Source organism: Paenirhizobium daejeonense (assembly GCF_014280875.1).
Lineage (GTDB): Bacteria > Pseudomonadota > Alphaproteobacteria > Rhizobiales > Rhizobiaceae > Allorhizobium > Allorhizobium daejeonense.
The window spans coordinates 427,845-450,416 of record NZ_JACLAL010000005.1; the positions used below are offsets into that span (position 1 = coordinate 427,845).

The 22,572-nt window shown below is 57.7% G+C and carries 22 protein-coding genes and 2 tRNA genes; 1 reads left to right on the forward strand and 23 read right to left on the reverse strand.

Annotation, left to right across the window (positions count from 1 at the left end; translation table 11 throughout):
- Nucleotides 1–39: 39 nt before the first annotated feature.
- From H4I99_RS14695 to H4I99_RS14750, 12 genes are all read right to left on the reverse strand, one after another.
- Nucleotides 40–1,320 carry a phage major capsid protein gene (locus tag H4I99_RS14695; protein WP_163905696.1) on the reverse strand — a complete coding sequence of 427 codons (1,281 nt, stop codon included), beginning with the start codon at nucleotides 1,318–1,320 and terminating at the stop codon, nucleotides 40–42.
- 93 nt (nucleotides 1,321–1,413) lie between these two features.
- Nucleotides 1,414–2,046 carry an HK97 family phage prohead protease gene (locus H4I99_RS14700; RefSeq protein ID WP_163905697.1) on the reverse strand — a complete coding sequence of 211 codons (633 nt, stop codon included), beginning with the start codon at nucleotides 2,044–2,046 and terminating at the stop codon, nucleotides 1,414–1,416.
- Nucleotides 2,043–3,338 carry a phage portal protein gene (locus tag H4I99_RS14705; RefSeq protein WP_163905698.1) on the reverse strand — a complete coding sequence of 432 codons (1,296 nt, stop codon included), beginning with the start codon at nucleotides 3,336–3,338 and terminating at the stop codon, nucleotides 2,043–2,045. The genes H4I99_RS14700 and H4I99_RS14705 overlap by 4 nt, the downstream gene beginning before the upstream one ends.
- Nucleotides 3,338–5,293, reverse strand: a complete 1,956-nt coding sequence (locus H4I99_RS14710; protein WP_163905699.1) for a terminase large subunit — start codon at nucleotides 5,291–5,293, stop codon at nucleotides 3,338–3,340. Before H4I99_RS14710 ends, H4I99_RS14705 begins: the two co-directional genes overlap by 1 nt.
- Nucleotides 5,253–5,636: a hypothetical protein gene (locus H4I99_RS14715; protein WP_163898896.1), complete on the reverse strand. Its 384-nt coding sequence runs from the start codon at nucleotides 5,634–5,636 to the stop codon at nucleotides 5,253–5,255. Before H4I99_RS14715 ends, H4I99_RS14710 begins: the two co-directional genes overlap by 41 nt.
- A 180-nt stretch (nucleotides 5,637–5,816) precedes the next feature.
- Nucleotides 5,817–6,110, reverse strand: coding sequence for an HNH endonuclease (locus H4I99_RS14720; RefSeq protein ID WP_163898899.1), 294 nt, complete (start codon nucleotides 6,108–6,110; stop codon nucleotides 5,817–5,819).
- 2 nt (nucleotides 6,111–6,112) lie between these two features.
- The gene (locus tag H4I99_RS14725; RefSeq protein ID WP_163898902.1) at nucleotides 6,113–6,595 is read right to left on the reverse strand and encodes an HNH endonuclease; all 483 of its coding nucleotides are present in this window, start codon (nucleotides 6,593–6,595) and stop codon (nucleotides 6,113–6,115) included.
- A 102-nt stretch (nucleotides 6,596–6,697) separates the two neighbouring features.
- Nucleotides 6,698–6,774 (reverse strand) — tRNA-Met (locus tag H4I99_RS14730).
- Nucleotides 6,775–6,790: 16 nt separating this feature from the next.
- On the reverse strand, nucleotides 6,791–6,988 hold the full coding sequence (locus H4I99_RS24820; RefSeq protein WP_163898905.1) for a YodC family protein: 198 nt from the start codon (nucleotides 6,986–6,988) through the stop codon (nucleotides 6,791–6,793).
- 17 nt (nucleotides 6,989–7,005) lie between these two features.
- Nucleotides 7,006–7,081 (reverse strand) — tRNA-Thr (locus H4I99_RS14740).
- A 339-nt stretch (nucleotides 7,082–7,420) separates the two neighbouring features.
- On the reverse strand, nucleotides 7,421–8,329 hold the full coding sequence (locus H4I99_RS14745) for a hypothetical protein (protein ID WP_163898908.1): 909 nt from the start codon (nucleotides 8,327–8,329) through the stop codon (nucleotides 7,421–7,423).
- Nucleotides 8,330–8,355: 26 nt separating this feature from the next.
- Entirely contained in the window at nucleotides 8,356–8,898 is a 543-nt protein-coding gene (locus H4I99_RS14750; protein ID WP_163898911.1) for a VRR-NUC domain-containing protein, read from the reverse strand.
- A 568-nt stretch (nucleotides 8,899–9,466) separates the two neighbouring features.
- Between H4I99_RS14750 and H4I99_RS14755 the strand changes: the two genes are divergently transcribed.
- On the forward strand, nucleotides 9,467–9,742 hold the full coding sequence (locus tag H4I99_RS14755) for a helix-turn-helix domain-containing protein (protein WP_163898913.1): 276 nt from the start codon (nucleotides 9,467–9,469) through the stop codon (nucleotides 9,740–9,742).
- On the opposite strand, the gene H4I99_RS14760 is transcribed toward H4I99_RS14755, so the two are convergent.
- The 11 genes from H4I99_RS14760 to H4I99_RS14810 all read right to left on the reverse strand — a co-directional run bounded on the left by H4I99_RS14760 (nucleotide 9,743) and on the right by H4I99_RS14810 (nucleotide 22,559).
- Complete coding sequence (locus H4I99_RS14760; protein WP_163898916.1) at nucleotides 9,743–12,046, reverse strand: bifunctional DNA primase/polymerase; 2,304 nt, start codon at nucleotides 12,044–12,046, stop codon at nucleotides 9,743–9,745.
- Entirely contained in the window at nucleotides 12,030–12,692 is a 663-nt protein-coding gene (locus H4I99_RS14765) for a hypothetical protein (RefSeq protein WP_244625087.1), read from the reverse strand. Before H4I99_RS14765 ends, H4I99_RS14760 begins: the two co-directional genes overlap by 17 nt.
- Before the next feature lie 8 nt (nucleotides 12,693–12,700).
- Nucleotides 12,701–12,916, reverse strand: a complete 216-nt coding sequence (locus H4I99_RS24510; RefSeq protein ID WP_244625089.1) for a DUF6511 domain-containing protein — start codon at nucleotides 12,914–12,916, stop codon at nucleotides 12,701–12,703.
- A gap of 158 nt (nucleotides 12,917–13,074) precedes the next feature.
- On the reverse strand, nucleotides 13,075–14,130 hold the full coding sequence (locus tag H4I99_RS14775) for a DNA-methyltransferase (protein WP_163898922.1): 1,056 nt from the start codon (nucleotides 14,128–14,130) through the stop codon (nucleotides 13,075–13,077).
- Nucleotides 14,130–15,560: a DEAD/DEAH box helicase family protein gene (locus tag H4I99_RS14780; RefSeq protein WP_163898925.1), complete on the reverse strand. Its 1,431-nt coding sequence runs from the start codon at nucleotides 15,558–15,560 to the stop codon at nucleotides 14,130–14,132. Before H4I99_RS14780 ends, H4I99_RS14775 begins: the two co-directional genes overlap by 1 nt.
- A gap of 362 nt (nucleotides 15,561–15,922) precedes the next feature.
- A complete protein-coding gene (locus tag H4I99_RS14785) occupies nucleotides 15,923–16,693 on the reverse strand; it encodes a hypothetical protein (protein ID WP_163898928.1) in 771 nt (256 codons plus the stop codon).
- 68 nt (nucleotides 16,694–16,761) lie between these two features.
- On the reverse strand, nucleotides 16,762–19,551 hold the full coding sequence (locus H4I99_RS14790) for a Hint domain-containing homing endonuclease (protein ID WP_244625106.1): 2,790 nt from the start codon (nucleotides 19,549–19,551) through the stop codon (nucleotides 16,762–16,764).
- Entirely contained in the window at nucleotides 19,551–20,009 is a 459-nt protein-coding gene (locus H4I99_RS14795; RefSeq protein WP_163898934.1) for a sigma-70 family RNA polymerase sigma factor, read from the reverse strand. The genes H4I99_RS14790 and H4I99_RS14795 overlap by 1 nt, the downstream gene beginning before the upstream one ends.
- A 23-nt stretch (nucleotides 20,010–20,032) precedes the next feature.
- The gene (locus H4I99_RS14800; protein ID WP_163898936.1) at nucleotides 20,033–20,965 is read right to left on the reverse strand and encodes an oxidoreductase; all 933 of its coding nucleotides are present in this window, start codon (nucleotides 20,963–20,965) and stop codon (nucleotides 20,033–20,035) included.
- A gap of 291 nt (nucleotides 20,966–21,256) precedes the next feature.
- Nucleotides 21,257–22,312, reverse strand: a complete 1,056-nt coding sequence (dnaN, locus tag H4I99_RS14805; protein WP_163898939.1) for a DNA polymerase III subunit beta — start codon at nucleotides 22,310–22,312, stop codon at nucleotides 21,257–21,259.
- A 64-nt stretch (nucleotides 22,313–22,376) separates the two neighbouring features.
- Entirely contained in the window at nucleotides 22,377–22,559 is a 183-nt protein-coding gene (locus H4I99_RS14810; protein WP_163898942.1) for a hypothetical protein, read from the reverse strand.
- Nucleotides 22,560–22,572 lie beyond the last annotated feature (13 nt).

A 22,572-nucleotide genomic window follows, 5' to 3' on the forward strand; every position in this document is an offset into this window, starting at 1 on the left:
AACGAGAGGCGGGCCAGCCGAAGCCGACCCGCAGAATGATTAGGCCTGCTTCAGGTGCTTGATAGCCGCGGCGTCAGCCAGTTCACCGTCAAAGCGGATGTAACCAGCTATACCAAGGTTCGGCCAGAAGCGCTCGCGCATGACACCGATCACCGGAGAGCCGACCTTGCGGACGAAGTACTTGCCGAAGTCACCAAACAGCACCGACTTGTTGCCAGTCGCGATCGAGGCAACCGCCTGGTTGATCGTGTAGCGGTAGCTGAGCAGCGTGCCGGGCTGGCCCTTCGTGACGTCGCCCATCTGCCAGAGGTAGTTTCCCTGACCGTCCTTCAGCTTGCGGATTGCAGCAAGCGTGGTGTCGTTGAACTGGAACCCGACCTTCGGCGCAGTCCGGTAAGCCGGATCCACGGAGTGAACGAGATCGATCAGTTCATCAGAAGCGACCGCGGTCGCCGACGCAGCGGTCTTGCCGAGCGAGGAGGCCGTGGCGACACCGTTCGGCGCCGAGGTGCCGGTTCCGGTCGTCAGCTGCGCATTGGCAATACGACCAAGTCGCTCACCGAGTAGCGAGCCAAGCAGCGCCTCCATGTTGAAGATGCTGTCCTGAGCGAGTTCGAATGAGAACTTGATGAACTTCGTGTCGAAGACATAGGCTTCAAGCTGCTTCTGACCGAAGACGGCATCAACGGAGCCATCGTCAACAAGGTCTGCGCCCTGAGTATGAGCGAAGCCAGTGCCGGAAGTATCATCGATCGTCGGAAGCTGGATAACTGCGCCGGAGGTCGTGTTGATCTGAGTGGTGACAGCCTCGTCATACATCGGACCCCAAGCCTTCATGGACTTGATGATCTCGTTGGCGAGTTCTGTAGGAACCGTATAACCGCCAGCCGCGCCGGTTGCGGAGGACTGGGCACGGTATTCGTCGGCGGCCTGAACGCCAGCCTTGAGAACGGCTCGTTCTTCGGGCTCCAGTGCTGCCAGGTCTGCGCCAGACGCGATGAACTTGAAGAAGACGGAGCGATAGGTCAGTCCATCGCCACCGGACTCACTGCCTGCGGCGCGGCCTTCGGATTCCGAACCCGGGCGCCGGCGCGCGCGTTCTTCCTCGGTACGCGAAGCAAATCGCGCTTCGATTTCTGCCATCCGTTCTTCGCGCTCGATGTCCTTTTCGATCTTGTCGAATTCGGCCATGATCGCATCGTGACGCGCCTCAAGCTCAGCGGAGCGTGATTCATCGGTATTCGCGGTAATCTCGTTCAGGGCTTCGCGGGCCTGCGTCACAAGACGGCCGCGCTTTTCCTGCAGTTCCCTAAGGGCCATGCTGGTCTCCAGTTGGATATGTTTTGGTAACAAATGGCAGGACGTTTGTCCGGCCCTCCGGCCAAGCCGGGTGACGACAGCCGTTGCGGCTGCTTAGGAGGCGTCCTGCCGGATGCCCCGAAACTTCTGTTCGCTGGCAGCGCGCCGCTCAGCAATACGCCTGGCAGCAGCCGTGGCATTATCGGCCTTGCGCTTTTCTTCGGCCTTCATGGCCTCAACCTCAGCCCGTGCCTCTTCAAGTGAGCGTTTCCCGAGCGTTGTATCGTCGTACGCAGGTATAGGCGTGGCAGTGACCTCGAATAGTTCGGCCTCAATAATGGTGCGCTTCGGAATCTCGCCCGTGTCGTCCCATTCCTGCTTGGTGGCACGAAATCCGAACGACATGCCGCTGATGTCGCCACGCTCGACGAGTTCCCATAGGTCGTTGCCGTCTGTAGTGTTCGGTACGTCGATCTCTACCTTGAGGCCACGATCGTCCTCAACTAGGCGTAGCGTACCGCTCTTGGTACGACCGACCACCCTACCCCAGTCGTGATTGACCAGAGCAAGAACGTCAGCCCGGACCGACTTGGCAAAAGCACCAGGCGCGATACGCTCGATGAAGTAATCGCCGATTGTCGTATCGCTGTTCCAGACGACAGCATAGCCAGTCAAGGTGCGCTTCTCACTGTCGGCGCGGACCTCCACACCAAGCGATCCGCCACGCTTCTCGATATCTTTAATCATGCGGCTACCGCCTCGTCTGCTTGATTGTCGTTGGCAGGCTTCTTGTCCTGCGCTGCCTGATCGGCCACGGGCTGCGGTTGCGATCCTAGTGGGACCGTGGCACCCTGAATGTGAAGCTTCTCAGCCTCACCGCCCTTGGCCGGGAGGTTCTCGAGCGCGCGCACCTCATCCGGGGTGCGAATGCCGTTCTGGATCGCGACACCATACCCATCCATCCGGCTCTTGAAGTCACCGCGAAGTAGGCCGTCTAGATTGTGTTCGACATACCGTCCGCTGTTCGACCGGCCGAAGAACTTGAGGTTTATTTCATCTTCGAGCGCCCTGGCCCATTGGCCGATAAGATGCTTTACGAGATGAAGATCCTGCTGCTCGGCATTACTGAAAGTCGCTCGCGAAAGATCCTGTAGGAACACAGGTGGAAGCTGATAAGCTCGCGCTATTTCTTCGATCTGGAAGCGGCGCGCTTCGACCATCTGACCCTTTGCGGGATCAATGCCGACGGGCTGAAGTTTGTAACCGGCCGGAATTGCAAAGACTGGCTCGCTGGCGTTTTTCGCGCCTTCGACCGATCGCATGATATCAGCTTGAGCGCGCTTTATCGCATCAGCACCAGCCGGCAACGGCCCTTCGAGCGAGAGTGGTGGAACACCACCACCGGCAAAGAAATTGCTGCCATAGTCATTCATGGCAATCGCAAGCTGGATAGCCTTCGATGCCTGATTGATAGGCCCGTAATGCCGAAGGCCACAGCTGCGCCGCATAAACGGCACGTCAATAACGTCGGCCGCGTCGTAGACCTTGCTCTCGTACTCGTAAGTGACCTTCATGCCGACGCGTTTAAGCGTGGTCTTGGTTGGATCCATCGGCCAAAGCGCGTCGATGCCTTGCGGCGTTCGCTCAATGTAAGCTAGACCACGTCCGCCGGTGAACACCTGCTGCCAAAACCACTGCCAAAACGCAAAAGATCCAAGCGTGTCGTTCGGCGCGACATTAACAACCGTCTCAAGACGACCGGTGACGCGTTTTGCTCCACCCTTGCCATCCCGATAGGCATGACGAGGAAGGGCGGCCAGCGTGCGAGACAGGAACGATACGGCCGCCCAGACGGCCGGAACCGTGAGCGCGTTGTCTACGGTAACAGCAGGCAAGTTTGCCGAATTGAGGCCAAAAAACGCGTAGAAGTTCTCGGCACTGACCGGAACCGTCGGGTTTTCGATCGACCCGCCTGAAGATGCGCGTGTTTCAGCTGGTTTTTCCGCCTTTGTGCGACCTAAGCCAAAGTTCCAAGCCATTATGCCGCCTTTGTGAGTGTAAATTCCGGATCGTCCCACGGGCTAGCGACCGGCTTGATCTCGACGAAACCATCAACTGCCGCGCCGATAGCCATAGCGCTGGCCACGGCCGGGTCGATGCGTACTGTGCTTTTCTTCTTGGAAAACCACTGATTGCCCATTAGCGGATCGGTCTCGATAGCAACACCCATCAAGGCGCCCAATATTACCGGAGACCGCCGTATCCGGATGCGTTCCTCAAGAATTAGTTCCTCAAGGGCCGAAACACTGCCTGGCATCCACAGGCCTAGAGGAGCAGGAAGACCGGCAGCCTTTGCTGCCTCAACCTTCTCATCGTCCGGCTTGGCTCTTTTCTTGCCACCCTGCGGGTGAGCCACCGTCTTGATGTCGACACCGTAGTCGTCAAGCTCGGTTTCGAACTTGTCGAACGCATATCGGTCAAACGCCAGAACGCCGATTCCGTGCTCAGTGTTCAGCCGTGCGAAGAGGGCTGCGACGTGGTCATAACGAACACGCTGGCCTTCCGGCGCATGGATGTAAGGCCACTCTGTTCCGGGATAGAAAGTCTCGTTCCACAACCGATATGGAACGTGATCCTGCTTGGATCGCTCGTCCATCGTGTCGCGAGGTGTCCAGGCCTCGATCCAAAGATCATAGGTCGGAAGATCCGCCTCAGTTCCGTCCTCACGCGTAATGCGCTTTGTGCCAGTCTCGACGGTGAATGCTGCTGCCGTCAAATCCTTTGCGCCAGACAGGTCGAGACCAGCCGCAGTGATTTGCTTGCCGGCGTGTTCGACGTACGGGTCGAAGTCGACCAATACCTTCTCAAGGATCGGTCGTGGGATCCATGCGGTGTCAGCTTCCGTCCAGACGCAGAAATGCAGTCTGAGAATGCCGTTTCGCTTGGACGGGATATCCTTGGCCTGATTTACGACACCGGCGAGGTAGTCGTGCTTCAGCGTCACGCCGAAGAGCGGGTTTGCCTTCTGCCAGCATGTCGGATCCGTGAAGGGATCGTCGTCCTTGTCGAGTGCACAGACGTAAGAGAACGTCGTGTCGTCGACAATCTCACCAACATAAGTGAAATCGTCGTCTGGCGTCTGCGTGCCGGCGGCAACTTTCACCGCATGCTGATGTTCATCCCAGCAGATACTGTTCCTGTCAGAACCGCTGTTCGTAATCATGAACAAGAGCGGCTGTCGACGAAACTTGAACCCGCGCTCGAGCATCTCGATGACCTTGCCATCTGGATGCTCGTGGATCTCATCGCAGAGCGCGATGTATGGCCTTGGCCCGCTATGGGCGCCCTCTCGCGAGATTGGCCGGAAGAAGGATCGCTTCTTGAGGTACGAAAGGTTCCAAACCGGATTGCCACCAGACGGCGTCAGCTTTGACTTTAGTGCCGGCGACTGCTCGTACATGGCAACCGCATCGCGGAACAGAACGAACGCCTGATCCTTATTCGCCGCAGCGGCGTAGATCTCGGCAGCTGCCTCTCCGTCAGAGGTCAGGCAGTAGTGCCCGATGCCGGCGGCCAGCGGAGACTTGCCGTTGCCTTTGCCTTCTTCGATGTAGGCCCGTCGGAACCGACGCAGGATAGCGCCGTCGGATTCGACCCGCTTCCAACCGAAGATGGAGCCAATCTTGAACTGCTGCGAAAGGTGCGGATGGAATGGCCTACCTTCAAACTGGCCACCGTTAAGCCGCAGGACCGCAGGGAAAAAGCGAAGCACGCGATCAGCGGCATCAGGATCCCAATGGATTCCGCGCGCCGGGCCGTTAATCCGGTCATCGCGATGACGTCGGCAGGCATTACGGACATGCGGACCGGCAACGATCTCGCCACGCATGACCTTCTCTGCATACTCGTCAACCGGACCGGTTGGATATGCTGGATTAAAGTGCTTTGGTACGCTAGTCGAAGAACTCGTCGGCCGGGTCTTTTTCTTCGCCACTTGGCTTAGCTCCCGCCTTCGACGCGTCTGCAGGTGTCGCTCCCATCTGGCCAAGGCACTGCCTAAGCAGGTTCAGCGCCTGAACGCCGACGTCCTCGCCGGCCATTAGCCGTCCGCGCACATAACTTGCGATTTCAACCAGGGCACGGTGCGAGCTATTCAACCACGGGATTTCAGCGGAAATAACGCGCCACGCCTCTTGCTGCTTTTCTGGCATCCACACCGGCGGGTCGCCAAGATCCTCTGCGACTTCCGGTTCGTGGCGCTCGGTAAAGCGGCCCTTGTTCTTCTTGTCAGCGCCCGTCGCGGCGGCCTTCGCCCGGGGCGTTCTTGGCCTTGCCATCTCGGTTCTCGCTTGACTTTTGGGTCGGGTTGTATAAGATTACAATAACACCAGCCGTTGAGTGTGGCTCCGGCATATCATCCCCTACTTACCCCCAACATTTGAATTGTGGCGATGTGCGCGAACGACCCGCGTCGCTCCCTAGGTGGGCGCATCGTTGAAGATCGACCCGCCCCCTCCCTACAGAGGCCATCCATCCGCGCCGTACCGCACCACGACCTTGCCCGCTTCTTCTTTGTGCTTCGTGCTGTCGTGATGGTACTTGCAGAGCGACTGGAATGGCCCGCCATAGAACAGGCCTATGTTGCCCTTATGAGGAATGACGTGGTCGCAGATGGTTGCGACCGTCACATCTTCAGCTTCAAGGCACATACGGCAAAGAGGCTCGTGAGCAAGCTGGCTCTCGCGTATCCGCTTCCACCTGATGGATTTATAAAGATGCTGCCATGCGGCGCTATCGGCGCGAGACTTCATGCCTAAGCCGCCCTTGCAAACTCGCCATAAAGATCATTGGCTGCTGAAACATATGCAGCGTGCGCCCCATCAGCAGTGGGGAATGTGCCAAGATACTGCCTAACGCCGTTGTACTTAATCCTGGCCACGTAGCCTGTTTTGGTCTGTTCTACACCCTTGTATCCAGACTTGGCAGTGGTGCCTCTGTTGGCTGCATTCTGCTGGGTGGTGGCCTCACGCAGATTGGCCCAGGCATTATTGGTTCGCACTCTATCTTCGTGATCAACCTCACCACTAGGAAACGAACCAGTCATATAGAGAAACGCCAAACGCTGGGCTCTGTACTTATTGCCCGCTATGGTGATGCGGACATAGCCATCGTCATCGATAGTACCTGCAATGGATCCGGGAGCATGCTTTCCCGCTCTTGCTAGGCGGGTGAAGATTCCAGTCTCTGGATTGTAGTGCAGCACGGCCATGAGATCATCTTGTGTGATTTTTCCCATCAAGGTCTCGACTCCTTGTCGACCTCATGTGAAAGCGGGTGAGCCGAAGCCCACCCGCTCAGATCAGCGCAAGAGGTCGAGAATTGCGCCGATGGTTTGACTTGGTTGCGGGAGTAGGATTTGAACCTACGACCTCTTGGTTATGAGCCAAGCGAGCTACCATGCTGCTCTACCCCGCAGAAAACTGAAGCGATACTATGCGCCGAATGAATATTCGATGTCGTCATCATGGATGAGAGAGTGCACAGGCATGCGGGCAGAATTCAGCGTAGATCCGTTGAACCACTGCACAAGAGCAGTGCCATCTGAGACGCTGGAAACGGTCATGCGTGGCCCGCCACTCTTGGCCTGTACTACAGAGCCAGCGGAAATCTCAGTTGGGGCATTTGCCATGTCGGTATTCCTTTATCTGGTGCCGGCAACAGGCTTCGAACCCATGACATCCTCATTACAAATGAGGCGCTCTACCAACTGAGCTATACCGGCGAAAACAAAAGCCGCTGGGAGCATTGAAGCTCAACCAGCGGCACGATTACCACGCTGCGAGAGGAGGACGCGCATGGCAATGGGGATTGGTGCATCCAGCTACTGCGCGTCCGCAGCGCCCTCCTGTTGGTTCAGGATGTTAGGCGTATCCTTTGGTGGATAGAGGACTAGGATTCTCATAAGTGCCGCCAAGGTCCGCAAAGCGGCTCGACTTGGCAGGCTGTAGTTACGCCCGGCTCATCGCTGGCCGGGCGTCCGTCGCAACATCGGTGCGCCCGGAAAGGTGCGGGGTAATCAACCCCTTCACCTATACAGGTGGCAACTTCGCGTTTTATGGACCTACGCTGAAATTTTACCGATGATTGCCATCAGGTTGTCATTCGCTGCCTTCAATACACGCTTACCGCCTTTGCGCCTCGCATACTCGGAAGACTGGCCGATCGACATCCCGATATCGGCGTAGTTCGTTGCAGTCCTTGCCGCCTCAAGCACTTCCCTGTCAGTGGCCTTGAGTGCATCCAGTGCGTCAAACCACTCCTTCTGGTCGGCTTTTGCTGTGACAATATCCTGCCAGGCCATCGATCCACCACCTGCGCATGTGGTCTTCCGCATACCGATGAAGCTATCCGCCACCTTCTGCGATCCGCACGGCAGGCCATCCGGATAGCGTGTGATCAGCTTGCTGACATCGCCGGCCTTGGCATAAGCTTCTGCCAGGATCCGCTTTGCTTCCTCGCGGCTGATCTGCTGGCGTGGCTGGCGCTTCCGGGACGCCGTAACGTACCGACCTTTGCGGGTCTTGAGCATCTCGGCGAAATAGTCGTTGCTGTCGGTCAGTTCCTGTGGGTTCTCATTGCCGCCACGCTGTGCCCGCTCTTTGTCGACCGTGCCAAGCATTGCACCTGTGGGCATGCGGTCCTGGAACGTGACGACCTTCCCGTCGATCGTGACCTTCATGGCCTGTTCGGTCTGCGTGCCATCGGAGAAGCGCAGGCGACCGATGCGAACAATCTGACCAACGTCGTTTCGGTGAACCGGTCCTGCATGAACCTGACGCATCATTTCCTCGACAGACGGCGAGATATTCCAGAGCCGTTCAGTCTTGAGTTCGGCCACATCCTCGGGATTGTTTTCGTTGGCCGGCGTGATGGTCCAGTTGGTCTGGATCGGCTCCGGCTCATGATCCGGTGCCGTGGCGAAGGTCAGGAGCGCGTCGAGCTGCTCGGCAAGTGATCCATGTCTGGCCATGTTATCTCCTCTGGTGGTGGTGGTTATTAGGCGGCAAGCCAGCCTTCGACTAATTCGACAGTCTGCTTCGCTGCCTCTTCCTTGCTCGCCACCTTCAGTGTGACGACCGGATGGCCTAGACGGGAGAGCAGCGGATGACGGATGCGCTGGCTCTTTGTCAGCACTCCCTCGGCGTTCTTGTATTCGATCATCTTGAGAACACCGTTGGGCAGATACACGCGCAAGTCTGGATCGCCTGCGGCGATCCCTGTGGCGGTGGCTACGAGGTTTTCTTTCGGTGATCGCCGTGCCGCATTCATGTCGGCCGCAAGCGTGAAGCTTGGCCGTCCTGCGTTGTCGTTTTCCGCGACTCGCTCAGCATCACCAGCATATTCCGGCATGGACTTCAGTGCGGCAACTGCCGCGGCCTGGAGTATCCACTCCTCAACCGGCGCATCGGTCACAGTGACCTTCGTGCCGGCCGACGATGTTGTGGTGGTAATGCGGACTTTCCGGCCGTGGTAGCGGGTTGTCTGCGTGGTTTTGGTGGTGGTTCTGGTTGGTGTTCTGATTGGGGGAATTTTCGCCATACCAACATAGTAGGTTGAGTGGCGATTTCGTCAGCTTTGCTGGTGAAAAAATGTCGACGGTGGATATTCCGTCAATTCAGCCCCTATATTCTACACAAATGAAGAAAACAGGTGAAAAAACACTACTTATATAACGATAATGATTAAAGGATGAAAGTATATATATAGATATTAGTGTATTGATTTCATTGTGTTTTTTGTCGTGACTTTCGTCTTTTTTGAGTTTGGACGTTTCTTGGACGAATTGACGAAACTTAGTTTCGTCCATGGACGAAAGCGGGCATTCGGAAGGAAGTTTGGCCAAAAGAAAAAGCGACCGTAAGGTCGCTCTTTACCACCAAAATGGTGGTTTACGCTTGACCCACCAAAATGGTGGTGATAGACATATTCTTACCGAAGCAATCAAGCTTCGGCAGGACAAAGGAGCCAACCATGAGCATCAAGCTCAGCTTCCAAGTCCGGTTCGGCCGCTGGAGACTGACACTCTCCATTAGCCGGTAACTGGGGGCCGGAGAGAGCTAGACCCTCTCTCCGGTTCCCAAGATAACAAATGATGAAGGCGGTTTCAATGGAAGACACACTGAAGGATCTTCGCACGGGAGCGAACCTCACCAAGCCAGAGTTTGCCCGCGCCATGGGCGTGCCCCTGCGCACTTACGAGAACTTGGAGGCCGGCACGACGCCCGTCCGCCAAATTCACATGAACGCTGCTTATTGGGCGCTCGTCCTTCTGGCTTCAAAGTCACCGCTTGGTAGAGGCTTCATGCCGCTCAACGTCGCTGAGGTGGTTCGAAAAGCCAACCTTGATCAAAGCGAAAAAAAAGGGCGCATTTCTGCGCCCTGATTATCCTACCCATATCAACCGCCGCCTTGGCCGTCCCTTGGTCTTCTCCTCGATCAACTCCACGCGTCCAGTTTTAGACAGGTCTTTAAGGATCTCCTCGCGCTGCCACCCGTCGATGGCCTTGCATCTATCTGCAAGTCTGCCTTCCGGGATGCCGCCCTTCGCTTTGCGGATGAGACTTTCGATCTTCTTGTAATTCGCCTCACGCTGATTATCCGCCAGGCGCTCACTGACCTCCGCCAGCATGGCTGCGGCGCACGTCCATGCTGATGCAGCCGCCCACTCGAATATCTCCTCGGTAATGACTGGCTCGACCGGATCTCGACCGACCGCAACGACGATTGCAAGCTTTATGGCGTTCTCTACGATGCGCCGGACGAACGGCTGCGCCTCGGCCTCCACCCGCCTTTCCTCAACCTCCAAGGCTTCCTTGACAGACCGCAGCACCGCCTCGGCATCCGGCGTCCATGGGATAACATACGGCTTAAACTCCTTGGATGTGGAATCGGACGTGTAGCCCGCCTTAGCGAGGTTTCCGCGCTTCTGAGCTACATCGATACCGGCGACCACCGCCATGCGCTCCATAAGCAGATACGGAACGTCACGCACGGTTTTCTGCGGCTTCACTGCTGCCGGCTTTTCACCCTTGACGTGAAACAGGATCAGGCGCGGCAGCAAGCCGTCTTCCGCACTCGCTGAGGACAGCGCCGACCAGAACTGTTCCGGCGTCGATGTGCCGTGGACGCAGAGGATTGGATTGTAGATCCGCTTCGGCGGTGTGCCTCGGTAGGCCGCGCCCTCGAAGAAGGTCGAACTCGCGGAGTAATAATCGCGCAGGTCGGTTGAGATGGCACGTTGGTGACCGCCGGCCTTACGGTCGGTGATGTCTCGGATGAAGCCGCCGAACTCGTCTATCTGGCAGTTAACGGACTGATTGGCTTCGAGAACCTCGCGGAGTGCTGATGCAGACATGATGCGTGCCGGGCCGCTGAATTTCTCGAATATGCCGTGATCCGACATCAGCAGCCGCTTGATCTGCGAGCGCGCGTGATCCTTGCCGAAACCCGATTCAGCGAGGGCGACAGTGTAGATGTTGGGGCGCGTGTCGCGGCTGGTGGTTGAGTACCGGGGGCCGCAGAGCGAGGCTACGAATGGAAGAACGGCAGCAAGAGCCAAAGGCCGGCTCGGCTGCTCGGCTGACGATACGATCCAGTCGATGAGATCCTCTACCAGTCCGCCAGGATAGGTCAAATCCTCAAGTTCGCGCACCGCCTCGAGCTTGTACTCGGGCAGTTCGTCATCTTCGATGATGGGTTCTGGAGCTGGCTGTTCGCGCTTGGCAAGTGTGTTCGCTACCATGCGCTCGGCATCAATCGACGGCGTACTGTCACGGACCATACGCTCCGGAATGACGCGCGGGTTTGCTATGCCTGCTTTCAATCCGTTGTCGATTGTCTTACAGCACTGTGTCCAATCCCTACCCCATGCCCGTGCAACGTCCTGCAGCATTGCACGGGCATCACCCTCGCGGAGGGCTCCAGCGCCAACGACCGTTCCGAGAGCGTAAGAAGCTTGGTTGAGGCGATTATTGCGGCCGCCACCCATGGGCACAGCTGCCGTCTCGTCGAGTTCCGCCTTGATTAGAGCTTCGATGTAGGCGTCGTTGCTGCCAGGCTCATAGCTATAGCCCACAGGACCGGAAGTCGCGGGCGGAGGTGTGACCAATTCCAACAGCCATTCAGGCGCGTCGAGAATTTCCGGCATGCCTTCGTCGTCGAAGTCCACCCATAGATATTCACGGCCATCGCCGGTCACACTGCCCGGCGCAATCACATATCCGCCGGATCCGCGTACATCCAAGCCTGCGCCAAGACCGCCACGATTGCGGACAGATGGAACGTGCTTGAAATAGTAGTGCGTGCCGCCGCCTGCCGTCTTGGCGCGGGCGGTGTCAGGCAGCGAGCCGTTTTTATCTTCTAAGGCAGCAAGAGTCTCGTAGCCATTGATGACATTGCCATTTTCATCTTTGTGGACGTCGACATCTAGTACCCATGCCCCAAGCTGCTCGCCGGTGGGGATACCGACCATGGCAGTGGGGTAGTTGCCCCACATGCGCTCGACGAGACCGCTATTGACGGTCGCGCCCTTGAAGCCATTCGATCGCAGAGGAGTCTTGGCTTTGAGCACGATGAACTCGCCAGTCTCGGGATCGTATTGGTCGGATATCTCATCGGCCGCCCGGCATGGAAAGACCGGGATGCCGCGGTAGACGTAGGATAGGGCGAGATCAAGCTGCGTCGGCAATGATGGTCTCCTGATTGTCATTCGCGTACTGCGGCAGACCGCCGAAGAACGATCGAGGCCACTGGTCGGCCATCGCTTCTGCGATCCCGGAGAAGAAACGGGAGCGCTCACGCCAACGATCCGGCCCAGGTGGTGCGCGGTGAACGCGCGCCTCTCGACCGTCGACAATATTTGTCGGTTCAAGCTTCGGCAGGTTTTTAAGCCAAAGGCACGTCCTTTTCGTCTCCGGATGCCCGAACTGCCATGGCTGTACGCTTTGCGCGAACTCACGGTAGTTTTCGATGCGGGCCTTCGCGTATTTGTGCATTACTGGGTTTTCAATCGCGATCCGTTCTATGGGCGCATTCCAGAATGCTGAGAATAGCGCCACGCCTTCATCAAGTTCCGCCCATATCTGCGTCAAGGTCTTGCCAGGAGGTGGCGACGTAAGCCACCGGACACCTGAGTTACAGAGGCGGGTGCATGGAGGGTGAGCTACCATAAGCAGATCCCACCCATCATTCAGCAGATCGCGAGCGTCACCCTGAATGTGACGATTGCTGCCATCCTCGCTCGGCAGAAGGTCACAAGACCAAGCATCGTGCCCCTGATCGAGGAATGCATTGCGAACCGTTCCGGAAAACTCACAGGCGACGAGCACCTTCATGGGCCGGGTCAAAACGGCGCATCCTTCAAGGCTTCCCGCACCCCACGGATGCACCCTTCCCAAGCTGCCTTCACGAGCATGCGCTGCATCAGGTCATCGAAATCCAGCAAGTTGGTTACGCCGTGCTCGCCGATGTACTCGCCGACGGCCTCAACGCCAGAGTCCAGAGCCTTGAGTTCGTAGACCGAAAGGCGGTCCATCTTCGACAAATCAGAAACTGCCACGATGCATCCTTTGCAAAGGTAACCCGGGTCTTTGTCACGTGGGCCACTTCGGCCGATGCCGATGGCGATCCTCCCGCATGCCTTGCAGGTGGTTGGGTTGTAGTTCTCATCGACCGTTGGCGTGATGGGTAGGACGGGCTTGCCTGTTGGGAGTCGGGTCATGCGGCCGCCCGCGCCGACTCATTGTCGTTGGCTGCCGAGAACAGATCCGCCACCGGCTGCTCTTTCGTGCCGAGCGACGCGATGTTTTTGGCAGCCTGACGGAAGTATGACGGCTTGAGCTCAAACCCTACTCCGCGCCGCCCCATCTCGACGGCCGAATATACCTCGCTGCCGATGCCGAGGAACGGTGTCAGGACAGTCTCGCCCGGCAAGCTCCACAGGTCGATGCACCGCTCAATTACATCCAGTTGTAGCGGCGAAATGTGCTGTTCATCCTGCTCGTCGCGTGCCGAGCGATATTGCAACGTGCGGGTTTGGCGGATGTCGCTCCACACCGGAGACGCATATCGCTGCCAGACAAAGACTGAACGCCACTGCTCGAAGCTCCACGGCGTGCGGCCGTCAGCGATGGTTTCCGCAGCGTGGCGATTATAGGCTTCACGGCTGATGTCGAGGCTCTCGTCGCCGACCCAGCAATCGAACATCCCATCGACTGGCTCCGGATTGTCGCCCGGCTTGCGGAACGACACGATGTAGTCGGCGAGGCCCTGGCCGCTGATGCAGCTGTCCTTGGTGATCTGCTTGTGCAGAAGGCGGATGGACTTGGTGCGCTGCTGGGCGACGACTGGGTCTTTCCAGATGCAAACCTCGGAATGGAAGATCCAGCCTGCGTCTTCGTATGCCCGGATGATCTCGCCACGGAAGTCGCGCATGCCAATGAAACCGTTGCGTCTCTTGCTGGTCGGCAGCTGCATGCAGTGAACTGAGTGGATACGGCCCGGCTTCGTCACGCGCAGAAGCTCCTGGATCAGGAACGCATAGTGCTCCCAGAACGCGCCGCCCTCATTGTTGCTGATGTCACGGTCGAAGCTCGAAAACTTGTAGAGGCCCTCGAAAGGCGGCGAGTGGATGCCAAAGTGCACGCTGTCACCCGGTACGGCGCGGATCAGCTCGCACGAGTCACCTTCATAGATGGCATAGTTGTCGGTGATGACCTGGTTCACGGCGTTGATGTCGGCGGTCACTGCCGCGGTGTTCTGAGCGTTGGTCATTATGCGGCACCTCCTAGCCATGTCGGGATCTGCATCGGGATTTTCGGATCGTAGCTGGCATTCTCTCGGGCCTGAGCGTTGATTGCCTGTTTGGTGATGTTCGCGGTGTGCAGCACCATCGCTGCCGCCATGCGGTCGGCGTCCGCCTCTTTGCGCTTGAGGTTGGCCACGACAGCGCCCTCTGTCTCGGCTGCGATGAAATGCGCTGTGACCTCGTTTTGCTGGCCGAAGCGGTAGAAGCGACGCACCGCCTGATAGATCTGCTCAAAGCTATCGTTGAGGCCGACAAAGCCCGTATCGGCGCAGTGCTGCCAGTTCATGCCAAATCCTGCGATCGACGGTTTGGTGACGAGAACTCGGATGCGGCCTTCGCTGAAATCGATGAGCTTGCGCTCCTTCACGTCTTCCTTGTCAGAGCCGCGAACTTCGACGGCGTCGGGAATTGCCTTCGTGAGCGCCTCGCTTTCCGCATTGAGGTTGCACCACCAGACGAACGGCCGATCGATCGGCGTCATCGCAGCGGCGAAAGCCACGCGGTCATCGACGCTCTCTCGGCGGGCCTTGATGCGCTCTTGCAGCGTAGAAGCCCGGCCACCGACAAGATCACCGACCGCGACGGGCGCTGTCACCGTGTGGTGAATTTGATGTAGAGCCGGTAGCTCGTAGGCGCCATCGTCATATCCAAGGTCAGACGGCTTGCGCAGCATGACGGCCCACGATGCCATCCAGCGCCAGAAGTCGTTCTCGGCATGGCCCTTCAATCGCCACTTCTGCGTCTCTCCGCCGTCATGGGTGAAGAATGTGGCGAGCATGTCAGAATAGGACATGATGCCGAGAAACTCGGCGTGGTTGCCAAGCTCCATGAAGTCGTTCGGCGCTGGTGTGGCGGTCGCAGCGAGACGGAACGGGATGCCGTGGCACGCATCGACAAGTTCATTGCGGTAGTGGCCGGTCTCCGACTTCAGAATGCTGCTCTCGTCCAGAATGACGCCAGAGAACTGCGTCAGGTCGAATGCGTCAATCTTCTGGTAGTTGGTGACGTTGACTTCTGGAGAATAAAAGTTGTGACCGACCCCGCATTCGTCTTGCGTGCGAACATGGCGCGCCGGGATGCCGAACTTCTCAGCCTCGCGCACCATCTGTGCCGCAACCGCGAGCGGAGCGAAGTGCAGGACGTCGCCCTGTGTCGACTTGTTGACCGCCTGCCCCCATGCAAGCTCCATGAAGCTCTTGCCGAGGCCAGTGCCTGCGAACAGTGCAGCCCGGCCACGCTTTAGCGCCCATGTGACGATATCGCGCTGGAATGGGAATAGGACTGCCGGCAAATCCGGCACGTCCGTCAGGCCTGTCGGCGGATCAAGTATCGCCTTCCTGGCCAAGAACGCGGCATACGCGTCCGCCTGCGCCTTCGGCGCAACGTGGATGTTCATATAGTCTCCTCTTGTGGTGCTTTGCGCGGTGGTGGCGCGCTTCGCTTAATGCTGCGATAACCAGTTTATGCTATCTAGGGCTGAGTTTTTTTATTGGAGTTTATTATGCTATTAAGCACTGCGGTCGGGTTCTTCTCTGCTCTTGGATGGGCCATTTCTAGTTACCTTTGGGTACTGTCGACACTAGTTAAGATGGAAGAGTCAAAGAGCTCAGTAGTGATCGAGGGCCGGTCGGCGTTTAATCAGAACGATCTCAAAAGATATCTGGATAAGACTGGCAAGATAAACGCAAACGCTGGAGCAGTGAGCGCAGCTTCGGCTGCATTGTCTGCGATAGCCTTGTTTCTCCAGACGATCGGATACTAGCGAGCCACCTTGTCTTCAACGATCGAGAACCCCGGCAACTCGCGCGCACCGCCGCGCACCTTCTCCTCGGCGAGCGATAAGGACAGTCTGCGGAATGCGTCACTGTCGACGCCCCAGGCCCACTCTATGGCAGCTTCCTCATCCACTAGTGTAGTGACCCACACAGACCTCAACCCCGTCCAGGTCGTTGCGGCCTTGTCTGCACGCTTGGCGCCGCGTTCCAACTTTTTCGCGTCGTCCAGTAGTTCCTCTGCTTCCTCGCGAGCGGCAAGGTTGCCTGATGACGAGCGAATGGCCTCCTCTGCAAGGCGCTTAGCCTCGGCGGCCTCTGCTGCCTTGGCTGCCGCTTCCGCAGCCTTCTCATCGGCGACCTTCTTGCGCCAAGCGGCAAGCAATGTGCCGAGCGACGACTTGGCTAGATCGACCTTGCCCTTCTTGGGCTGGATGTAGGGGTTGTAGAGTTTCTGGATCTCGTCAATCTTGTCGTCGAGCGGCTTCTTATCGGCTTTGCGCAGATCGTCGGCCTTTTTGCCAGCCTCGTGCAGTCCGTTATAGAGCTTCTCGATAGCGTCGTGCATTTCCTGACTTGCAATAGCCTCGCCGTCGGCCCAGTTCTTTGCCTCATCATAGAGGTCATCGATCTCGGTGAAGATGGTGATGTACTGCGGCTGGTTATCGTTCGCTGACGCGTCGTCGAGCGGAGGCCCGCCATTATGGCCGGCGATAGCGAATGGGTCGAATTCAGATACAGCTGCTGATCTGGTCATAGTGTCTCCTCTTGTGGTGTGGTGGTCTTGTTCATGACAACGGCGTTCACATTGGTCGACGTCAACCGTCAGAACGGCACTTCATCATCCAGATCGACGCCCCATCCGGAATTGTCATTGGCCGGTGCTGGTCGGTTGTCGTTGGCCGGAGCGACGCGATGCGCAACGACATCGGGGTACTTGGGATTGCGCCCGTAATCGAGTTGTACCTCTGTTGTGTCCATCAGCTCGTGCTGCCGTCCGAGGAACTCCATCACGTCGTTCGGATATGGTGTCTTTCCGCCGTGCATCATCCACCAGCGATTCGCCTTGGATTTAGGGAATCCGGAGTGGGCGCAACACACCCACTCGTTAATGGACTTCATCCCAACAAGGTATGAAACCTTGACGGAATCTGGCTTTCCATCCTTGCCAGGATGGTGGAAAAAGCTTCGCGAAGACACCTCATGCCATGGCTTTTCCGTCGAGAGCACCGGAGTCAGGTCAGCCTTGGCGGTGATTTTTTCTTCCTCGTTCGGCGGGAAGATGTAGCCACAGCATTGACACTCCATGATGGAAATGGCGATCAGCTCCCCGCATCCACACTTACCTTGAACGTCAGGTTTGTCCTGCGGGCATAGTTTCTTAGGCTGGTCACCAAGACCCTTGCCTGGCTCGCGCGGACGGATCTGGTCAATTGGCCCGTGGTAGGCAAGGTTCTTGCCGTGGTCGGCTACGAGGCAATCTGTCTTGCCGGGAAAATTGCGCGTGCCACGGCCGAGGATCTGCACCAGCTTTCCGGCCGATTTGGTCGACAGGATCAAAGATATGAAGTCCACCCATGGAAAGTTGGTACCGGTGGTAATCATGCTGACCGACGAGATTGCCCAATATTTTCCGGCTTTGAAGCCCTCGAAGATCTCCTTCGTCTGGTGTGCATTGTCGCTCGTCAGCACGGCGCAAGTCCGCCCATAGCGCCTAATTGCCTCTGCTATGTGGTTTGCGTTCTCCTTGCTGGTAGAGAAGAACAGGCCAGCCCGCCTCCCCTCCGAAAGAGCCATGTCTTCAGCAATCGCCTCTTCAATGATCCGCTCAGCTGCCTCAGAAACCTGCCCAGGGATGTAATCGCCGCCGCGCGTGCCAATGCCCTTGAGGTCGATCTTCGCTGCAGTTCTCTGACTGGTCAGGCGCGTGAGATACCCCTGCTCGATAAGCTCGCCAATGCCGATCTCGTAGACGACATCGTCGAACAGCTTGAACTTGACTGTTTCCCCTGTAATCGGATCAACGATGTCGTCATCGTCGAGCGCGTCAGTCAGGCGGCCCGAATCCATACGGTAATCTGTCGCTGTCGTGCCGCAGGTGCGGCTATCCGGATTGTGCTCACGCACCGACCGGAAGAACTTTCCGTACTGCGTGTTGGCGTTGCGACTGATGCCGTGCGCTTCGTCGACGATGATAAGGTCGATACTGCCGAGTTGCTCGACCTTGTTCCAGACCGACTGGATGCCACAGAACAGAACCTGTGCGTGCGCATCGCGCCGATTAAGTCCGGCCGAATAGATGCCCGCCGGTGCGAACGGCGACAGGCCGATGAACTCCTTGAAGTTCTGCTCGACCAGCCGTGCATCATGCGTAATGTTGAGGATGCGCATCGACGGGAAGTCGGCAAGCAGTTCCTCGATCAGCTTGGCGATAAGCAGAGCCTTTCCGCTGTTGTGGTGAACAGTGAAATCGTCGGTTAGATAGAGGTGGTCTCCATCCAACTCGAAACCATAGAAAGTACCAACACCGACTGGCTCAACCGTGAAGCCGGTCACCATCGGATTTTTCACCTGCAAACGTGGCGAGGCCTGTTTTCGACTCAGGCGGCAAGGAATGATTTCGACGTCGCCAGAGATGGATACCCGCCAGTACGTGCCCTCGTAGCCCGTCTGGGACTTCTTCTTACACTCGCGAACATAGGCAGCGAGGCCCAGACTGCGGGCGACGAATGCCACATCACTCGACAGGTGCTTCGACCTCGAAATGAAGTCGAAATACCCATTCGACAGATGCCCGTCCGTATCGAGCAGACCCGCCAACACTTCGAGCCGGACATGTCGGCTACCAGTTTTGTACAGGCGTGGAATACGCTTTTCACCGCACGACATGCCACGTATGCCAGCAGCTTCCAGGGCGGCGGCAAATCGGTTTTTTTTCGATCGATTGGATTCTTCATCTGGGAAGAACACCATCTTCGCTCGATTGCCTAGCTTCTGCGCAACACGAATCCCAACGCCGAGTGTTTCGGCGAAGTTGGTGACCTCAGACAGGACTTCCTCGTCCATACCGTGCATCGCAATAGTATTGGTGAGGCTGCCGTCGCCAAGCATGGCGCCAACGACGTAAGCCGGAACGGGAATGTTATCGTTGGCCGGAACACCGAAGTCGACACCTGTGCGCCACAGCTTGTGCAGATGCTTCCAGCTTTTCGATTTGGATAGGTACTCGCCGACGCTTAGATTTACGACCTCCCCACCGGAACGGTACGAATTTGGGTACTTAAGAGACTTCACACCCTCGTTCGTGGCCTTGAGGCTCAGCATATGGTTTTCATTCACGACGAATGGCTCACCCCTCTTCGGGGTGATGCGATACATCATCTCTGATCCGGTGATGGTGCGGATGACGCGCCTGGGACGGCTATCCGGCCCCATCACGTTATCGTTGGCGGCAACCAGTTCGACCGATTTGGTTGATCCGTTGTGCATGAGAATTTTCGTTCCGGCAGCATGGCACCCGGTAGGAAGCACGATCAATGCATTCCCACCACCCTCTGCCCAATATTCATAGAGCTTGTCGAGCGCGGCGCGCTGGTAATATCGTAGTTCAAGCATCACGCCGCCTTCCGGCGACGGCGACTATTCAGCCGTTTCCGATCGGCTATCACCTTTAAGCTTATGGCTTGCTTGGTAAGGCCGCAGGATTCTGCGATTTCCTGCATGCTGGATCCCATTCCGATCTCGATCATGATTTCTGGGTGGCGACACCTGCCCAGTGCTTGCTTGGCTTCCAAGATGATATCTTGCGTAGCCGGCACGTTGTCATTTGCGGGTGCGCTAGAGACGGGACGCCGGCCGGCCCGGTAATTCTGGATCTCGGCAAGCATGATGTAACGGAGCCATACCGCAAAACCTTCGCGGCAGTCGGTCCACTTTTCCATGGCGCGGGCAAACGCGCTTTGAACGAGGTCTTCCCTGTCTGCGGGTTCTGCAAATCTGGTTGCCATCCTGACCAGCATGGGGCGATAGGACAGAAGGCGCGCGTCGAAATACGCTGGACGGTTTGTTGCCATTTTAGTCTCCTCTGTGGTGGTGATCAGGCGGTGGTGGCGCCATCAATCCAAAGTTCGCCGTCTGGTCGACGGTAGGTGATTGTCTCCGCCGCCTGGTTGGCGGCAACCATATCGAGTCCTGCCAGAGTGGCGGGAATAAAAAGATGGGCTGGACAGCCCTCGGCTTGCTCATTGAGAGACAGCGGCTGCTGCCACCGTGCGCAGTCCCATGCTGCGTTGCCGGTCATGAGTGGTGTCGAATGGATGCAAGTCCGGCAGTGCGCCCGTGGCATCTCTTCGCCCCAGCAGACGGCAGCCTGCCGGCAAAACTGGCCGCGGAAATCATCGCGCTTCTTGCATAGGCGGATCGGCGGCTCTGGCATGTTGATGATGCGTTCGATCCGGGCGACGGCACGTATCGCGAATTCAACGTCGTATTCGACGCGCTCGAGATGCACGTCCTCATCATTCTTGTTGCTCATCATGTAGAAGGCGCGATCGACGCCAAGGCCGTGCATGTAGAACTGCATCGTGGCGTAGTGCTCCGGCTTTCCGACCTTAACGCCATGTTTCTTGACCTTGACGAAAATCTCATGCTTGGCGGATTTGCATTCAACGATGTGCTCTGTCTTTGGGGCTTCGAGGATTCCAATCGCCCTGCCGTCGATCTTGCCACGAAGATGGCCACCGGCAGCGCGCACGCGGTCCTGTTCTCCCCAGACCTCGCAACCAACGAGACGAAGCATTTCGAGAAGACGCTCTTCCTCGATATTGCCTCGCTCAAAAATCCGGCGCTTCCGCCAGTCGATGAACTCAGGCGTAGACGCGCGGCGGAAGGCCAGCCAGATAGCGCGGTCACACTCGACGCCAATGTCACCGGCCGGAACGCCGACCGATTCCCAGTCGTTGTGTCCGGTTTCCAGTGCCGTTTGGATCGCGAGGAGCGTGCTAGATTGCGGCTTGGGGATGGGAGCCAAGGCTCATCTCCTGTGTGAAAAGGCATCGCGCCGGCCGCGTCGGTTCCTGGCGAAATGCCAGACACCAAGGCATGTCGTGGCGCATGACAAGTTCCGGCGGCTGGAACTTTGGCGACCAAAACATCGCCTCAGCTATGACGCACGATCCGTCGATGTCGTTGCCGAACTCATCTTCCCAGTCGCCTGCGCCGTCGCGATTGACGCAGTGTCGGCACCAGTTATGCTCGAAGTCGTTGCCTTCGGTTGCGTTGGCGGGCCGCCACAGCCCGCCTTTCGTTTCTGAAGTGGTCATTAGACGCGCATGGGCATCAGAACCCCATCCCATCCTTCGAGGCCGCCCGTGATAAGCGCTGGCGCACTTCCGTCACGCAGATGCAGAGTGACTTCACCTGCAGGAAGCACGGAGAAAACTTCTCGGACGTAATTGGCGTTGAAGCCAATGTCGAAAGGCTCTCCGGCGTAATCAGCGGCGACTTCGTCCTGCGCCTCGCCGACGTCAGAGCGAACAGCGAGCGAAATTCCGCCTGGCGCTAGGCTGAACTTCACGGCACGGCCACGCTCAGTCGACACGGATGTGACGCGATCCGCCGCCTTCATCATCTCATCGCGATTGATTGTCACTGCCTTGTCGTTTTCACGCGGGATGACACGGACATAGTCAGGGAACGTGCCGTCGATCAGTTTTGCGGTCAGCGTGATATCGGCATGCTGGATGCGGATCTTCGCATCAGAAACAGACACGTGCACGCTGCCCTTTGGCAGTAGTCCGACTGTCTTTCGTCCGACGATAATGCCAGCGAAATCCGGAACGGCGGGGCCACGGTTGCGTGCGAGGCGGTGGCCGTCGGTTGCCACTGCCACTGCGGTGCCGTCGACGACATGGAAGTAGACGCCATTGAGATAAAACCGCGTCTCTTCTGTCGAGATAGCGAACGCCACTGGCGCGAACAGCGCTGCAAGATCGATGTCGAATTCAGCTACGTAAGTGCCGACGGCGAGATCCGGATAGTCACCCGCCGGCAGGGTTTCGAGCTTGAAATTCGATCGTCCGGCCTTCACGTTCAGCCGGCTGTCCTTGATCTCGATCGAGATTGTGTCGCCTGCCGCCTTGCGCACGATATCGCCGAGCAGCTTGGCGCTGACCGTCGTCGTGCCGGCCTTGGTTACGTCTGCTGTTGCAGATGCCGTTGCCTGGATGTCGAGATCCGTGCCGGTGACTTTGAGCGCACCGCCATCGGCCTCAAGCAGCAGGTTCGACAGGATTGGAATAGTGTTTCTGGCTTCGATTACCTTGCCCACGGCGCCAACGACGCGCGCGAGTTCGGTGCGGCTGATGGTCAGCTGCATAATGGTCTCCTCTTGTGGTGATGGTGGAAAGGCGAGCCGCTGGTGAGGCGGCTCGCATGTGTGGTTAGCCGAACCAGTTTGGATGGAGTTCGGTGATGGCTTCGTCGTATGCCTCATCCTCACCCATGCATTCGTCCTGCGTGTCCCAGTCCGATTCTTCCAGCGCTTCAATGATCGGGAGATAGATCTTCTTTCTATCCTCTTTGTCCGCCACCACAGGCTTTACGCCTGCAATGACATTGCTCATGACGGAGCTACCA

Excerpts from the sequence above, each read along its gene's own strand:
- H4I99_RS14725 (WP_163898902.1), bottom strand. The coding sequence starts at position 6,595 with ATGGGAAAAATCACACAAGATGATCTCATGGCCGTGCTGCACTACAAT.
- H4I99_RS14715 (WP_163898896.1), bottom strand. The coding sequence starts at position 5,636 with ATGGCAAGGCCAAGAACGCCCCGGGCGAAGGCCGCCGCGACGGGCGCT.
- H4I99_RS14775 (WP_163898922.1), bottom strand. The coding sequence starts at position 14,130 with ATGACCAACGCTCAGAACACCGCGGCAGTGACCGCCGACATCAACGCC.
- H4I99_RS14790 (WP_244625106.1), bottom strand. The coding sequence starts at position 19,551 with ATGCTTGAACTACGATATTACCAGCGCGCCGCGCTCGACAAGCTCTAT.
- H4I99_RS14765 (WP_244625087.1), bottom strand. The coding sequence starts at position 12,692 with ATGAAGGTGCTCGTCGCCTGTGAGTTTTCCGGAACGGTTCGCAATGCA.
- H4I99_RS24820 (WP_163898905.1), bottom strand. The coding sequence starts at position 6,988 with ATGGCAAATGCCCCAACTGAGATTTCCGCTGGCTCTGTAGTACAGGCC.
- H4I99_RS14810 (WP_163898942.1), bottom strand. The coding sequence starts at position 22,559 with ATGAGCAATGTCATTGCAGGCGTAAAGCCTGTGGTGGCGGACAAAGAG.
- H4I99_RS14785 (WP_163898928.1), bottom strand. The coding sequence starts at position 16,693 with ATGACCAGATCAGCAGCTGTATCTGAATTCGACCCATTCGCTATCGCC.
- H4I99_RS14700 (WP_163905697.1), bottom strand. The coding sequence starts at position 2,046 with ATGATTAAAGATATCGAGAAGCGTGGCGGATCGCTTGGTGTGGAGGTC.
- H4I99_RS14720 (WP_163898899.1), bottom strand. The coding sequence starts at position 6,110 with ATGAAGTCTCGCGCCGATAGCGCCGCATGGCAGCATCTTTATAAATCC.
- H4I99_RS14755 (WP_163898913.1), top strand. The coding sequence starts at position 9,467 with ATGGAAGACACACTGAAGGATCTTCGCACGGGAGCGAACCTCACCAAG.
- H4I99_RS14745 (WP_163898908.1), bottom strand. The coding sequence starts at position 8,329 with ATGGCCAGACATGGATCACTTGCCGAGCAGCTCGACGCGCTCCTGACC.
- H4I99_RS14780 (WP_163898925.1), bottom strand. The coding sequence starts at position 15,560 with ATGAACATCCACGTTGCGCCGAAGGCGCAGGCGGACGCGTATGCCGCG.
- H4I99_RS14750 (WP_163898911.1), bottom strand. The coding sequence starts at position 8,898 with ATGGCGAAAATTCCCCCAATCAGAACACCAACCAGAACCACCACCAAA.
- H4I99_RS14705 (WP_163905698.1), bottom strand. The coding sequence starts at position 3,338 with ATGGCTTGGAACTTTGGCTTAGGTCGCACAAAGGCGGAAAAACCAGCT.
- H4I99_RS14795 (WP_163898934.1), bottom strand. The coding sequence starts at position 20,009 with ATGGCAACAAACCGTCCAGCGTATTTCGACGCGCGCCTTCTGTCCTAT.
- H4I99_RS14695 (WP_163905696.1), bottom strand. The coding sequence starts at position 1,320 with ATGGCCCTTAGGGAACTGCAGGAAAAGCGCGGCCGTCTTGTGACGCAG.
- dnaN (WP_163898939.1), bottom strand. The coding sequence starts at position 22,312 with ATGCAGCTGACCATCAGCCGCACCGAACTCGCGCGCGTCGTTGGCGCC.